Raw genomic sequence first — 15,328 nt, forward strand, 5'->3', positions numbered from 1 at the left:
TAATAAAAAAGCTGCCAAACAAATGGCAGCTTTTTATTTAATTCATATCTTCTTTTGCCAATAGATCTTTCATAAACGGAATTAACTTATGACGGATATCCTCATCTTGCAAGGCGAATTCAAGAGTTGTCTCTATAAACCCGAGCTTTTCTCCGACATCATAACGTTTTCCTTCAAAATCATAAGCGAACACACGCTGAATGTCATTGAGTTTTTGAATAGCGTCTGTTAATTGGATTTCTCCGCCGGCACCGACTTCTTGCTGTTCTAAATACATAAAGATTTCAGGTGTAAATACGTATCTTCCTAGAATAGCTAAGTTTGAAGGTGCTGTTCCCGGTTCAGGCTTTTCAACGAATGTTTTCACTTGATAGCGGCGCCCTTCGTTTGTTAACGGATCGATAATACCGTATCGGTGTGTATCACCTTCTGGCACTTGCTGAACTCCGATAATGGAAGATAACGTTTTTTCATACTCGTCCATTAATTGACGAAGACCAGGTTTCTCAGCTTGTACGATGTCATCTCCGAGAAGAACGGCAAATGGTTCATCGCCGATAAAGTTGCGTGCACACCATACTGCATGACCAAGACCTTTTGGCTCTTTTTGGCGGATATAGTGGATATCCGCAATGTTTGAAGATTTTTTTACTTTTTGAAGCAGTTCTATTTTTCCTTTTTCTTCTAGGTTGCGTTCGAGCTCTGGAGCGTTGTCAAAGTGATCTTCTATCGCTCTTTTTCCTTTTCCTGTTACGATAATGATGTCTTCGATGCCAGACTCTACAGCTTCTTCAATAATATACTGAATTGTTGGCTTATCAACGATTGGAAGCATTTCCTTAGGCATTGCTTTGGTTGCCGGGAGAAACCGAGTTCCCAACCCAGCTGCCGGTATAATGGCCTTACGTACTTTTTTCAATGAATACACCATCCTTGTTTCTGAAAATCTTTTTTTGGAACAAAAAAATTCCTAGCCTTTTTCCACTTTACCACACTCGTTTGATTTTCTCACGTTTTAATATAAGGTAAACTCCCGCTTTCAGCATAATATAAATTGTTTTTGATTTGTTTATCAGGAAGCTTTAAAATATCAAAGAAATCATATAAATATGTTAACATTAAGTGCATATTCTCATACATTTAAACGAGGTGCAGATAAACCGTTGAAAAAATTAAAAGTTATGACCGTATTCGGTACAAGACCTGAAGCAATTAAAATGGCTCCGCTTGTATTGGAGCTTAAAAAACATTCAGAAATTGATTCGATGGTTACTGTAACTGCTCAGCACAGACAAATGCTTGATCAAGTGCTGAAAGCATTCAGTATAAAACCTGATTTTGATCTAAACATCATGAAAGAGCGCCAAACACTATCTGAAATAACGTCCCATGCGCTTTTGAAACTGGACCAGCTGTTTCAAGATGTGAAACCTGATATTGTTTTAGTTCACGGAGACACAACGACAACGTTCGCAGGCAGTCTTGCTGCTTTTTATCATCAAATAGCAGTCGGCCATGTTGAGGCTGGTTTGCGTACACAAAATAAGTACTCACCCTTCCCGGAGGAAATTAACAGACAAATGACGGGCGTGATTGCTGATGTGAATTTTGCCCCGACAAGTCAGGCGGAGCAGAATCTGCTCATGGAACATAAAAAATCAGACACCATTTTTGTCACTGGAAACACAGCAATTGATGCACTTAAAACAACAGTAAGTGAAAACTACCATCACCCGATATTTGATCAACTGGGTTCAAGCAGAATGATTCTTCTCACGGCACACAGGCGCGAGAATTTAGGTGAGCCGATGGAAAATATGTTTAAAGCTATCAAAAGAGTGGTTGAAGAGTTTGAGGACGTTCAGGTTGTATACCCTGTACATCTTAATCCGGCTGTTCGTGAAGCCGCACAGGCCCAATTTGCGGACCTGGACAGAGTACATTTGATTGAACCTTTAGAGGTTGTAGACTTTCATAATTTCGCTGCGAAATCACACTTTATTTTGACGGATTCGGGCGGCGTGCAGGAAGAAGCACCATCTCTTGGTAAGCCGGTTCTTGTATTAAGAGACACAACCGAACGGCCTGAGGGTGTGAAAGCAGGCACTTTGAAGCTTGCCGGCACAAATGAAGAGACGATTTATGAACTGACAAAACAGCTGTTAACAGATCCAAAGGAATATGAAAAGATGTCAAAGGCCTCAAATCCTTACGGTGATGGGTTTGCTTCAAAGCGAATTGTAGAGGAATTGCTCTACAGATATGGGCTGAAAGCAGACCGTCCGCAGCCTTTTACAGAATAAAAAAAGACTCTGCATTTTGTGTGCAGAGTCTTTTTTTATTTATTCCAAGCTTTCCTTTAATTCCTTTTTCACAGAAGCAAGGCTTGTTTCATCTAATTGATAGTAATAAATATTGTTAATTCTTGTGCCTGATCCCTTAAGCTCATGCTGAATGACTTTATTGCGTGCTTTTTTATAATCAGTCATGATTGTCCACATATCATCAAACGACATGTTTGTTTTCATGTTGTCTTCAACAACTTTGAACATATCGCCAAATTTCGTTATGGACGAAATATTTGCTCCTTTGGAAATAATCCCTTCAATAACTTGGCGCTGACGCTGCTGTCTTCCAAAGTCTCCCTTTGGATCTTCTTTTCTCATACGTGTATAGGCAAGAGCTTCTTCGCCATTCAGATTGATGTTCCCAGTGCCGAAGGAGTGCCCGTCATAGCTGAATGCAAACGTGCTGTTCACCGTAATTCCGCCGAGTTTATCAACGGTATCTTTAAAGCTTTCCATGTTTACTTTTACAAAATAATCGACTGGAACATCAAGCAGTTCTTCAACGGTATCTGCAGCCATTTGGGTGCCCCCATAAGCGTAAGAATGGTTGATTTTATCCATGGTTCCTTTGCCGACAATTTTTGTATACGTGTCACGCGGAATGCTGACCATTTCGGTCGTCTTTGTTTTTGGGTTGACTGTCATGTAAATAAGCGTATCAGCCCGCCCTTTGTCATTTTTTCGTTCATCTACGCCCATAATTAAAACAGAAATCGGGTCTTTCTTGCTGATATCTATATCTTTATCCCGTTTATCGGATTTTTTTAAATCTTCCTGAATACTTGCAACGGTTGATGCCGCCTTATTCCACAAGTAATAAGCATAACCGCCTGTTGCTAAAACAAACAGCCCAATGATCATTAAAACAATTAGAAGAACCTTCTTCTTCTTTTTCCTTCTTTCAGCTCTCATTTGACCCTCACCTTTTCTATGATCTTTAATGATTATAGATTTACTAATCTTTATAAACAAGTTATTTATTTACTGCTAACCTAGTAATAGACGAATTTCTGAAAAAAAGGTTTCAAAAAGCCTTAAAATTACCTTAAAATATTTTATTGTAAGACGATACATAATGATGAGGTGAAAAAAATGAAGAAAAATGTCGCATCGTCGTTCTTAATACTGCTTTTTTCTATAATACTGGCAGCATGCGGAACAGCCGAACAATCTAAGGAAGGAAACGGTTCTTCAAGTTCTCAGGTTCAAAATGAAACAGCATACTATGTCGGTATGGCGGATACACACACCATTGAAGTGAAAATTGATGATCAGCCGGTAAGCTTTGAGTTTACAGATGATTTTTCGGAAATTTTAAATGAGTTTGAAGAAAATGACAAAGTGAACATTTCTTATCTTACAAACGATAAAGGACAAAAAGAGTTAACAGAAATCGAGAAAGTGCAATAGAAAAGGCGGGATGAACCAAATTGAAGAAAAAGATATTGGCTGTTTGTGTCTCTGTGATATTCAGCCTGGCTTTATTACCGGAAAATACTTTAGCAGCTAGCTCTAATATTTCAGTGAAACTAACAAATTACATAGGTAATAAAACGACTCTGGATATCGAATCTTCCGGAACCTATAAGATGACAGGAAGCAATGTTTCCGCAGTCACAAGGCTGGGAGGGGCATCTAAATATGACACAGCAAACACCGCAACTTCTAACTATTGGAAAAATCCGTCAAATGTTGTTGTTGTCAATACTGATGCTTATTTTGCGGATACGCTTTCCGTTATTCCTTTAGCTTATAAGTTAAAAGCACCGATTTTATTGACTGAACAAAAAAAACTCAGCACCAGTACAGAAGCACAGATTAAAAAATATAATCCAGACAATATTCTAGTCATCGGCGGGACAAACAGCATTTCTTCTGCCGCTGAAAAAACATTGAAAAAGTATGGCCAAACAAAGCGTATAAGCGGAAAGAACAGATACGACCTATCTAAAAATATTGCGAAAGAAATGGGCAGCTATGATCAGGCAGTTGTCGTGACGGGGGATGTGTATACAGATGCCCTAGCCATTGCTCCGTACGCTGCGAAGAACGGTTATCCTATTCTATTAACGAAGAAAGATTCATTGCCAAGCTATGACCTTCCAAAAAAAGTGATTATAATGGGAGGAACTTCAAGCGTAAGTAAGACAGTAGAGAACCAAATTAAGTTGAAATCAACGGTTATGAAAAGGATTACCGGATCTAACAGATACCAGATTTCGGCTAACGTCATAACTAGCTTAGGAATGGACGCAAGCAAGGTAGTTACAGCGAACGGAACCAAATTGGCTGATATGGTAGTCGGTTCGAATATCGCCGCAAACAATAATATTCCTCTGCTTTACGTTAAAAAAGACGAAACGACGACTGATGTCAAAAATATCTTTAAAAACAAAGGCACCTATTCTTATACATTAATAGGGAGCACTAATTCAATTACTGATTCTGTCAAGAATTCATATGCAAATGAATTCTACCTTGTTAGCGGAAAGACATATCAGGTCAACGCTAGTGGCGGAAAGCTGGGCATTAAAAATATTAATAGCGGGAAATCATCCTTTAAAGCAATTCCGGAAAAATATTCTACTGCTAATTCAATTAGCATTAATGGAAAACCATACTTGGGAGATATGAATTTTTCTGTTGAATCAAGTAAATATGTAAGGCCGGTAAATGAAAACATCCCATTCGAGGATTATTTGAAGGGCGTACTGCCAAACGAAATGCCGGGGAGCTGGCCGATTGAAGCATTAAAGGCTCAGGCTGTAGCTGCTCGTACATATTCAATCAGCAGTGTTGGCAAAACGGTTGCAGATACAACTGCATTTCAAGTTTACGGAGGATATAGCTGGTATCCTAATGCTACAAAAGCAGTTGATGGAACTAAAGGCAAAGTGCTCGAATACTCGGGTAAGTTAATAACCGCCAATTACTCATCAAGCAATGGGGGTTATACAGAGGCAAGTGATGAAGTATGGGGAGCGCAAGTTCCTTATTTGACCGCTAAGAAGGATACAATGGATCCTGAAATCAGCTGGTCTGTGTCTCTTCTGAAAAATCAGATTGCCACAAACTTAAATATGAACGACCCTAATTCTTGGTGGTCTAAGACAACTGAGCAAAATGCAACACAAGTCGCTGGAATCAAAAATTGGTTGATAAAGAATAAAGAGACCAATGCAAGATCAGTCAAAATAGCGAGTATTTCTGGTCTTACTTTCAGCGGAAAGACAAAAGGGCAGCGTGCTGAAAAAGTCACGATCAAACTGACCTATCATGTTGACGATAAGTCTAAAGGTTATGTTTTGAATAAAAATGCAACAATTGATGTAAAGGCTTCAGAATTCAGAACAATGATTGGGGCTTCCTCAATTAAAAGTACGTATGCCAGTGTGAGCAGTGATTCGAAACAATTCACAATATCCGGAAAAGGATATGGCCATGGTGTCGGAATGAGCCAATACGGGGCAAAAGAAAGAGCGGAATCAGGAGACTCATATACTTCCATTCTTAAGTTTTATTATCCTGGTACAACACTTACTAACTACTAAAATATGTGGAGGAGATTATATTGAAATTTTTATTTAAATGTCTCCCTGTTTTCCTGCTGGGAGTGATTCTTTTTGTTCCTTCTGCATTGGCTGATAATTCGGTCAAGAGAGTAGGCGGAAGCACTCGATATGATACAGCGGTATTGGCAGCGAAACAGTCATGGAGTGAGGCGAGAACAGCAGTAATTGTCGGAGGAACTGCATATCCAGATGCCATTACTGCAGCACCGTTAGCATACCAAAAAAATGCGCCATTGCTGTATACAAATAAAGACCAGCTTTCTGCAGGAACAAAAAAAGGATTGATAGATCTTAAAACTAAAAATGTCATTATTGTAGGCGGAACACCTGCCGTTTCAAAAAATACTGAGAATCAAATTAAGAAATTAGGAATATCAGTTAAGAGATTGTCCGGAAGCACAAGGTATGCAACAGCTGCAAAGGTTGCAAATGAAATGGCCAGATCTACTACGGCTCTTGTAGTTAATGGTTTTGTTGATGCTGATGGAATGGCCGCTATATCCTACGCATCTTCAAAAAAATACCCGATTTTATTCACTAATGATTCCACATTAAACGGGTCTGCAGCAAATGCGATTAAAAATTTAGGGATTAAAAATACAATTGTCATTGGCGGAACGAAAAGCATCAGTAATTCGCTTTATAATAAACTTCCTAACCCTTCAAGGGTCACCGCCAAAAACAGATATGATTTATCTGTAAAGCTTTCAAAAAAAACAAGTTTAAGTACTAGCTACACATATATAACAAACGGGTTCAAAGAAGCGGACTCTATCGTCGCAGGAGCTATTAGTTCCAAACAAGGCAGAGCGCATTTGCTGACAAATGGAGATAACTTATCAAAAGAAGTAAGAACCTATATAGGCGATAAAAATATGAAAAGCTTTACAGTAATAGGAAAAGCGTCATCCTTAAGTGACAACGTCGCATCCCAGCTCAAAAATCCAGTCGTCGGAAAAACTGTCTTTATTGATCCGGGACACGGGGATCAAGACTCTGGGGCAACTGGTTATGGATTGCTTGAAAAGAATGTGAATCTAGATATCGGAAAACGCCTTAACAGTAAATTATATAGTGCAGGAGCCCTTCCTGTGATGTCCAGAACAGGCGACACATTTGATTCCCTTGAGGAACGAGTTAATAAAGGAGCAAAGGCCAAAGCTGATATTTTCATCAGTGTTCATGCCAATGCAAATGATAACAATAGTGCAAACGGAACGGAAACATATTATGATAAAACCTATCAATCAGCAAACAGCCTGAAGCTTGCGCAAAATATTCAGCCGCAAATGGTCTCTGCTCTCGGCACACGTGACCGCGGCGTGAAAACTGCCGGCTTCTACGTTATTAAATATTCTCAAATGCCGAGCGTATTGTTGGAAACCGGTTTTGTCACAAGCCCGATTGATTCAAATATTTTAAAACAGTCAGCCAAAAAGGATCGCCTGGCAACAGGCATCAGCAAAGGCGTCTCTTCATACTTTAAATAATCCGTAAAATCGGAACACGAACAAGCAACAGAAAAACAATTCTGTTGCTTTTCTTTTTAAGATACAATTATTTTAATTAGTATGTTTTTTGTTATGATTATGAGGAATTTGTTTATAAGTAACTTGCGATCTGTGTAGGATAAAGGTAAAAGAATGGAAGAGGTGAAAACGTTGAAAAAAGTATTCATGTTGCCGCTGCTTTTAGGTTTTATACTGACAGCGTGCGGAACAAATGAACAGTCTGCTGAAAAACCTGTATCAAAACAAAAAAACACAGAGGAAGCGACAAAGGATACTTCATCTGAGAAACAAAGTGAAACAAGTGAGGAGACAGTAAATCAAGAAAAAGAAGAGGACAAGCCTAATGATCAACAGAACGCTGAAAATACGGCTTCAGCCAATTCTGTTAAAGTGTACAAGAGTGAAGGAACATTTGTAGGGCTTGCTGATAACCATACAATTGCAGTCGATATTAACGGAAAAGAAATAGCAATCCAAGTAGATAACACACTGAAAAATAAAATCTCAAAACTGAAAGAAGGCGCCTCAGTAAAAGTAACATACGAAAAAGATCAAAAAGGTACACTTAGACTGAAAGAAATTGATGAAAAGTAAGAAGGGACCGCTCGCTGTTAGACACATCTTCTCCCAGATGTGTCTCTTTTTTATGGAAAAAAACAAATTCAAGCACTCGTAAAATATGCTAAATCCAATAAAAATTTTCAGAAAACAAAAGTAATTCACACTTCTTAACATACCCTTTACAACCAGTTTACATCCGTCTGCTAAACTGACTGGCATAGGTCATCATAAACATCCCCAACAAATCGTGAGGTGTGTGTCAGTGGGTGCAGAGAAAAGCATGGATGTGAGTTACGAGTTTTTAAAGCAGCAAGGGAATATTGGTGCTTTATCGGGAAAAACGGCTCGTTATTTGGCTGTTAAGCGCGTGATGGATGTATTGTTTGCGCTGATTGGGTTAGTGGCAGCGCTGCCGATGATAGCTGTGTTTTCTATATTAATCAGTCTGGAGACGCCGGGCCCTGCGATTTATACACAGGAGCGCGTGGGAAAAGGCGGGAAATCTTTCAAACTTTATAAGCTTCGTTCTATGAAAATAGATGCTGAGAAGTCGGGTGCGGTGTGGGCGCAGAAACAAGATCCCCGTGTGACAAGGATCGGGGCCTTTATAAGAAGAACGCGGATTGATGAACTGCCTCAGCTGTTCAATGTGCTTCGCGGCGAGATGAGTATGATCGGTCCGCGTCCCGAACGCCCCGTGTTTACGAAAAAATTCCAAGAGGAAATCCCGGGATTTACGCAGAGGCTGGCGGTTAAGCCCGGTTTAAGCGGATGGGCTCAGGTAAATGGGGGTTACGAAATGACACCGAAGGAAAAGCTGATATTTGACTTATATTATATCCGCAACCTGACCTTTACGCTGGAATTGAAGATTATGTTAAAAACTTGTAAAGTGGTTTGCACAGGTGATGGCGCAAGATAATAGCCTGAATGTGTCATCAAGCTGATGCTTAAAAAAGAAGTAGGGAAAACAATGCCAAGTATTACAAACCAGATTTTGAGCGGTGCAAAATGGACAAGTTTATCAACAGCATTCATCACGATTATTCAAATCGTTCAGTTTGCCTTGCTCGGAAACATGATGACCTTAACAGAATTCGGGCTTGTCGGAATGATCACAACGGTTGCCGTTTTTGCCCAAATCGTGCTTGATATGGGGTTTGGCGCCGCGCTGATTCAAAAAGATGATGCCACAAAGCGTCAGATGTCCACCTTGTATTGGCTCAATATCATGACCGGCCTTTTGCTGTTTGTGATTCTTTACTTATGCAGCCCCGTGATTGCGGGATTTTATCAGCGGGAGGAACTCACTTTCCTGATTAGAATTTTGGCGATTATGTTTGTGATTGCTCCGGTCGGACAGCAATATCAGTATATGCTTCAAAAACATCTGCAATTTAATACGTTAAGCAAAATAGAGATTGTTTCAAATGTGGCGGCTTTTGGTTATTTAGCGATATCAGTCTTTATGATGGATGCGATACTCGCCTATGTCATTTCACAAGTCATTTTGCAGTCTTGCAAAGGAATCTTATTCTGGGCTGTCTATCGAAAAAAGTGGCGTCCTTCCTTTGTTTTTGATCTGCGAGGAATGGGAGAGTTCTTTTCCTTTGGGGCATTTCAGCTTTCATCAAGGCTTGTGAACCGTTTGGGTTCCAATATTGACATGATTTTAATCGGACGTTTTATCGGAGCGGAGGCGCTGGGAATTTATAACCTAGCTTATCAAATCGTGACAATGCCTGTGTTAAAAATTAACCCGATTATAACGAGAGTGGCTTTTCCTGTGTTTGCAAAAAACAAACATGAAAACAGTGTGATCAGAGAAGGCTTTCTCAATATGACAAAGATGCTGGCACTTGTTTCATTTCCGCTGCTTATCGGCCTTGTGTCCGTATCAGACGCATTTATTGCAACAGTTTTCGGAGACAAATGGCTTGTCGCGGTTCCCGTTCTGAATGTCCTTGCCATTGTTGGCGTCCTGCGCGTGCTGATGAATCCGAATGGGTCTGTGCTTCTTGCGAAAGGAAGAGCGGATTTGGCGTTTTATTGGGACTTCGGGGTTATGCTGCTGTACGGAGTTTCGCTGTATGCGGCGGTGCAGACAGGTAATCTGCTGACGGTGGCTTGGGTCTATGCATTTATCAGCGTCTTGAATTTTATGATCGGCCGCTGGCTTTTGTCATATGTCATCAAATTACAGCTGGCTGCCTATTTTCAAGCCGTGTCTAAGCCTCTCCTCATTACGGCTGCAATGGCGGCCATCGCATTTGGCGCAAGCTACGGGGGAGGGCGCTTCAGCCTGAATGCTGAGCTGCGGCTGGCGATTTCTGTCGGTGCAGGCGCCATGTGCTATCTGTTTCTTTTAATAAAAGCGTATCCGCAAATGAAAAGCAAATTACGAAAAGGGCGTTTGTCATGAAAATATTATGGATTACAAGCGTTTATCCGAGCGCACAAAAACCGGGTGAGGGTGTTTTTCATGAAACTCAGGCACAAGAGCTTTATAAGCTTGGGATTGACATTACCGTCATATGTCCAAGGCCTTTTCACCCGGCACCGGTGCGTATGCTGAAAAAAGCATACCGTAAAAAGGATGCAAGACCGGAATATGAAATACGAAAAGGGATTCCGGTATATCGGCCGTTGTATCAAGCGCTGCCGGGCCAGTTAAAATGGGCGCAGCCGCACAGAAGAATTGCAGCTTCCGTCTTGCGCACCATCAGAAAAAACCGCTTAAATGCCGAACTGATACACGCGCACTTTGCGATGCCATCAGGCGGAACAGCGGCTATTGTCTCACAGGCGCTGGGAATTCCCTATATGCTGACCTTGCATGGCAGTGATGTCAATATCTACCCGCATTACAGCAAGGGAGCGTACAAAGCTTTCCGGACTGCGGTGCAATCTGCGGCAGATGTTCTTGCCGTCAGCCCCAAGCTGCAAGAGCAGACAAGAAAGCTGACAGGGGTAAACAGCACCGTCCTGCCAATCGGCATACAACTCGGCAGGTTCCAAGAAAACGAAATGCCAAAGCATGAAATCAGAAAAAAGCTGGGGCTGCCGCAGGATCGAATGTTACTTGTCTATATCGGCAGGCTTGTCAAAGAGAAGGGCATATTCGAATTGGCGGAAGCAACTGATTCACTGGATGAGCGATTTACCGCCGTTTTTGTCGGTGACGGGCCGGCCAAACCAATGCTTGAGCACAAGGACAAAATCATCCTAACAGGCCAAGTGCCGAATCAAAAGGTAAAGGAATATCTTCTTGCGGCTGATATGTTTGTGCTTCCTTCCTACAGTGAGGGAATGCCTACTGTTGTCATCGAAGCGCTCTCGCTTCAAGTTCCGGTCATCTGCACGGATGTAGGCGGAGCAGGGGCCTTATTCGGAGATCACAGGCATTTACTGATTGAACCGAAATCATCACTTGCTTTAACGAATGCGATTGTCTCTTATGCAGATCAAGATGGTTGGAAGCCGGATGTCTCAGCTGACTTATATCAAACCATCCGCACTGAATATGACGCGAGTAAGAATGCAATGGCCTTGCGTGACCGTTACCAGGCAGTCATTCAAGCTCAGGAGGAACAGTTTAAAGCCGAGCGACAACGTCCAAGCTAAAGAGTAAGAAAAGTTCATTTCGCAAAAGAGAGGAATGATTGGTAGTGAAAAAGATCGCTGTGATTGGAACCGGGTATGTAGGCCTTGTGTCGGGAACATGTTTTGCTGAAATTGGAAATAAGGTTGTCTGCTGTGATATTGACGAGTCAAAAATCAGAAGCCTGAAGAACGGAGTAATCCCGATATATGAGCCGGGTCTTGCTGATTTAGTCGAAAAGAACGTCCAAGAACAGCGCCTGTCTTTCACAAATGAAATACCGTCCGCTGTAAAAGAGGCCGACATTATTTATATCGCTGTGGGAACGCCTATGTCTAAAACCGGCGAGGCTGACTTAACGTATGTGAAAGCCGCAGCCAAAACGATCGGGGAACACCTCAACAGCTATAAAGTAATCGTAAACAAAAGCACGGTGCCGGTCGGGACAGGGAAACTTGTTCATTCTATTATCCAAAAGGCCTCAAAGGGAAAGTGCCCGTTTGATGTCGTGTCCAATCCTGAATTCCTTCGGGAGGGCTCGGCGATACACGACACGATGAACATGGAGCGCGCGGTCATTGGCGCAACAAGCAACAAAGCAGCGTCCATCATTGAAGATCTGCACCAGCCCTTCCATACTCCTATCGTCAAAACAAACTTGGAAAGCGCGGAAATGATTAAATACGCGGCAAACGCATTTTTAGCCACAAAGATTTCGTTTATCAATGACATTGCGAACATCTGCGAACGGGTGGGAGCGGACGTTTCAAAAGTATCGGACGGCGTCGGCCTCGACAGCCGGATCGGAAGAAAGTTTTTAAAAGCGGGCATTGGCTTCGGCGGTTCATGCTTCCCGAAAGATACAACCGCATTGCTTCAAATTGCTAAATCAGCCGGCTATCCGTTTAAGCTGATTGAAGCCGTCATAGAAACAAATGAAAAACAGCGGGTTCACATAGTAGATAAGCTGCTGAATGTTATGGGGGATTTAAAAGGAAGAACCATTTCCGTTCTCGGTTTGGCATTCAAGCCGCATACAAATGATGTTCGTTCGGCTCCCGCACTCGATGTGATTCCGCTGCTTCAGCAGCTTGGCGCCTGTGTAAAAGCATACGATCCAATTGCCATTCCGGAAGCGTCATCTATTCTAGGAGAACAGATCGAGTACAGTACAAATTTGTATGACGCGATCAGCGATACAGATGCATGTCTGATCTTAACGGATTGGCCTGAGGTGAAAGAGATGGAGCTGGTCAAAGCCAAGACGCTCTTAAAACAGCCGATCATCATTGACGGGAGAAATCTATTTTCACTTGAAGAGATGCGGGCTGCCGGCTACATCTACCATTCAATCGGCCGTCCATCGGTTCAAGGTTCTGAATCTCTTGATCACTATTTCCCTGCCTGTCCGATTGAGGAGATGGCGAAGGAATTTAGAAGCGTAAATATATAAAAAAGATAAAAGGTTTCAGCTTGAATGCTTTTCGGCTGCTGTGGCTCGGCTGCCGGTTCCTGAAACGTCAGGAAAGGGGTTGCACATGTGAGTATCAAACGTTCAGCGGTGCAAATGTTTGCCTTGCTGGCCGCTGTCATATTGGGAGTTTTTATACTGTTGGGAGCTGCCCGGGCGGAATTAGGGGTTGTCCAGACTGCCGCAGCGCTGGCGGTATTGGTTATCGGTCTGTTCGGCCTTTCGCTTGCAACGGCTTTTACAACAAGAGATCAGCTGTTTATGGCTGTTATCTATCTATTGATCGCCTGCACTTTTTTAAATAATGCATTTTTTGCGATTCATCTAGGCTTTTTCAGTTTATTTCTTTACCGCATTCTGCTGATTGCGGCAGGCTGTCTTCATTTTGCCGGAATGCTGCGGAATCGGACCCATATCCAGAGATGGAACAGGCTGAATGTAAAAGGAATTTTGCTATTTTTTGCTTTTTGGTTTATATACGGGCTTATTTCCTTGCTTTGGGCTAAATCCGTGACGGAAGGGATTAAATATTTAGCGTTATTGGCGATGGGGATATTTATGATTTATCTCATCGTTATGTATATGCAGAAGATGGAGCGCATCCTGATTTTTTATACGATCTGGCTGGTCATGACGGTAGTTCTGATGGGTATCGGAATTTACAACAACATCACCTTGCACCATCTGCCGACATCGACGCTTTATAACGGGCCGGAATACAAGCAGCATTATCCCACGTCTGTGTTTTTTAATCAAAATGATTTTGCGACGTTTTTGTCCATTAGCTTCTTTTTATACCTCACAATGGCCAAAAATATCAAGAACGGATATCTCAAGGGGATCGGGCTTCTTCTTTCCTTATGCGCACTGTATTTAATCATTTTGACTGGCTCTAGAGCAAGCTTGCTCGGCGTTTTTGCAGGTGCGGCTGTCTATATCTTTATTTTGCTGCCTTCTGTGCTTAAAAAAGCTGCGATTTGGCTCTCGGCGGTTGGTTGTGCTGCTTTTGCCATTTTGTTTGCAAATCGAATTTTCTCTGTTTTTTGGAAGTTGTTTCTTGCTCCGCAAACGGCTCATTCATTTGATGAGCCGCTGCCTTCCAATGTCGCAAGGGCGAATCTTTTGAAAAACGCCTGGCATTACGTTCTTGATACATTCGGATTCGGAGTAGGCGCGGGGAATGTTTCCTACTATTTAAAGCATTACGCTCTGTACGATACAGATCAGGTGGTAGAGGTGCATAACTGGCTTGTGGAAATTATGGCGAACTTCGGTTTGATCATGATGCTCGGATATCTTACCGTTTATCTGTATTTGATTTGGACGCTTTACAAATTGTATGAAAGAAAAATGGATAATTGGTCAAAACTGGTCATAGAAGGACTTATTACGGCTCTGGTCAGTTTCCTAGTATCCAGCATCAGCCCAAGCTCCGTTTCAAATCTATTTTTTCATTGGGTATTTCTGGCGCTTGTCATTGCAGCTGTCAATGTCATTAGGCGTTCAAAGCATGAGCAGTCTGAACCCGTATACCGCTAGACATAGACTAAGAAAAGCAGGGAGACTTATATGAAGGATATATTGATAAGAATAGCCCGGCGTTTGAAAAAGAATAGTATCTGGATCATTGCGCTGCCGCTTATTTTAGGGGTGCTGGGTTATCTATTGCCATCGCAAATGGAAGGGAAAAGCAGCTACGCGGCGCAAATCACAATAGCTTCGGGGAATTATGACAATCCGCTTTATAACAACACAGAAGAAATTCCGCTTCTTTTAAAAAGCGATTCTTTTTTAAAGGAGGCTCTTCCTGAGGAAAAAGAGGAATATCTTGCTGAGGTAAAAGAAAAGCTCGTCATCAACGCGGAGTCTGACTCGTTAATAACAATCAGCTATAGCGACCGGGAGAAGGAGCGGACGGAATCCGTTTTGGATGCCATTTCCTCTGCTTTTCTGAAAAAGGATCAAGCGCTGTTTGCAAAAAGGGAAGCAGTCATTAGCCAAAGTATAGACGCGCTTGATGGCGAGAATGTAAGCGAAGATTCTAAGGTGGATAAAGAAAGATTTTTATATGAGCTGAAAAACACAAAGCTTAATGTAAAAGCTGCCAGTATCGTAGATTCTGAAACAGTAAATGAGGCATCAGGTGAAGGAATGTCCCCAAAAAAGAAAGCGGTTCTAGGTGTGCTGATCGGTGTAACCATTGCGTTCTTTTTCATTGTCATTCCTGAATTTTTCAGAGAGTCCTTTTAAAATCATACGATGGA

Annotated in this window: 13 protein-coding genes; 11 read left to right on the top strand and 2 right to left on the bottom strand. The window is 41.9% G+C overall.

From position 1 onward, the window contains the following. Positions 1-37 precede the first annotated feature (37 nt). Positions 38-919, bottom strand: a complete 882-nt coding sequence (galU, locus tag AXI57_RS02630; protein ID WP_010790099.1) for a UTP--glucose-1-phosphate uridylyltransferase GalU — start codon at positions 917-919, stop codon at positions 38-40. 244 nt (positions 920-1,163) lie between these two features. Between galU and wecB the strand changes: the two genes are divergently transcribed. After that, positions 1,164-2,303, top strand: coding sequence for a non-hydrolyzing UDP-N-acetylglucosamine 2-epimerase (gene wecB / locus AXI57_RS02635; RefSeq protein ID WP_061570960.1), 1,140 nt, complete (start codon positions 1,164-1,166; stop codon positions 2,301-2,303). Positions 2,304-2,342: 39 nt separating this feature from the next. Here the strand turns inward: wecB and tagU are convergent, their stop codons facing one another. After that, positions 2,343-3,260 (bottom strand): polyisoprenyl-teichoic acid--peptidoglycan teichoic acid transferase TagU, encoded by a 918-nt coding sequence (tagU, locus tag AXI57_RS02640; RefSeq protein WP_010790097.1) that lies wholly within the window; start codon positions 3,258-3,260, stop codon positions 2,343-2,345. A gap of 180 nt (positions 3,261-3,440) precedes the next feature. Here tagU and AXI57_RS02645 point away from each other — a divergent pair, with 180 nt between their 5' ends. The 10 genes from AXI57_RS02645 to tuaF all read left to right on the top strand — a co-directional run bounded on the left by AXI57_RS02645 (position 3,441) and on the right by tuaF (position 15,314). After that, entirely contained in the window at positions 3,441-3,758 is a 318-nt protein-coding gene (locus AXI57_RS02645; protein ID WP_003326698.1) for a hypothetical protein, read from the top strand. A gap of 20 nt (positions 3,759-3,778) precedes the next feature. Beyond that, the gene (locus tag AXI57_RS02650; protein WP_061669167.1) at positions 3,779-5,899 is read left to right on the top strand and encodes a SpoIID/LytB domain-containing protein; all 2,121 of its coding nucleotides are present in this window, start codon (positions 3,779-3,781) and stop codon (positions 5,897-5,899) included. Between the two features lie 20 nt (positions 5,900-5,919). Next, positions 5,920-7,410: an N-acetylmuramoyl-L-alanine amidase gene (locus tag AXI57_RS02655; RefSeq protein ID WP_061669168.1), complete on the top strand. Its 1,491-nt coding sequence runs from the start codon at positions 5,920-5,922 to the stop codon at positions 7,408-7,410. A gap of 162 nt (positions 7,411-7,572) precedes the next feature. Then, complete coding sequence (locus AXI57_RS02660) at positions 7,573-8,025, top strand: hypothetical protein (protein ID WP_003326701.1); 453 nt, start codon at positions 7,573-7,575, stop codon at positions 8,023-8,025. A gap of 229 nt (positions 8,026-8,254) precedes the next feature. Beyond that, positions 8,255-8,914 (top strand): sugar transferase, encoded by a 660-nt coding sequence (locus AXI57_RS02665; RefSeq protein WP_061669169.1) that lies wholly within the window; start codon positions 8,255-8,257, stop codon positions 8,912-8,914. Between the two features lie 51 nt (positions 8,915-8,965). After that, a complete protein-coding gene (gene tuaB / locus AXI57_RS02670) occupies positions 8,966-10,414 on the top strand; it encodes a teichuronic acid biosynthesis protein TuaB (protein ID WP_061669423.1) in 1,449 nt (482 codons plus the stop codon). After that, positions 10,411-11,616, top strand: a complete 1,206-nt coding sequence (gene tuaC / locus AXI57_RS02675; protein WP_003326704.1) for a teichuronic acid biosynthesis protein TuaC — start codon at positions 10,411-10,413, stop codon at positions 11,614-11,616. The genes tuaB and tuaC overlap by 4 nt, the downstream gene beginning before the upstream one ends. 44 nt (positions 11,617-11,660) lie before the next feature. Next, complete coding sequence (tuaD, locus tag AXI57_RS02680) at positions 11,661-13,046, top strand: UDP-glucose 6-dehydrogenase TuaD (protein ID WP_061669424.1); 1,386 nt, start codon at positions 11,661-11,663, stop codon at positions 13,044-13,046. 87 nt (positions 13,047-13,133) lie between these two features. Beyond that, positions 13,134-14,603 (top strand): teichuronic acid biosynthesis protein TuaE, encoded by a 1,470-nt coding sequence (tuaE, locus tag AXI57_RS02685; RefSeq protein ID WP_061669170.1) that lies wholly within the window; start codon positions 13,134-13,136, stop codon positions 14,601-14,603. Positions 14,604-14,633: 30 nt separating this feature from the next. Next, positions 14,634-15,314: a teichuronic acid biosynthesis protein TuaF gene (gene tuaF / locus AXI57_RS02690; RefSeq protein WP_003326708.1), complete on the top strand. Its 681-nt coding sequence runs from the start codon at positions 14,634-14,636 to the stop codon at positions 15,312-15,314. Positions 15,315-15,328: the final 14 nt, after the last annotated feature.

Source organism: Bacillus atrophaeus (assembly GCF_001584335.1).
Taxonomy (GTDB): domain Bacteria; phylum Bacillota; class Bacilli; order Bacillales; family Bacillaceae; genus Bacillus; species Bacillus atrophaeus.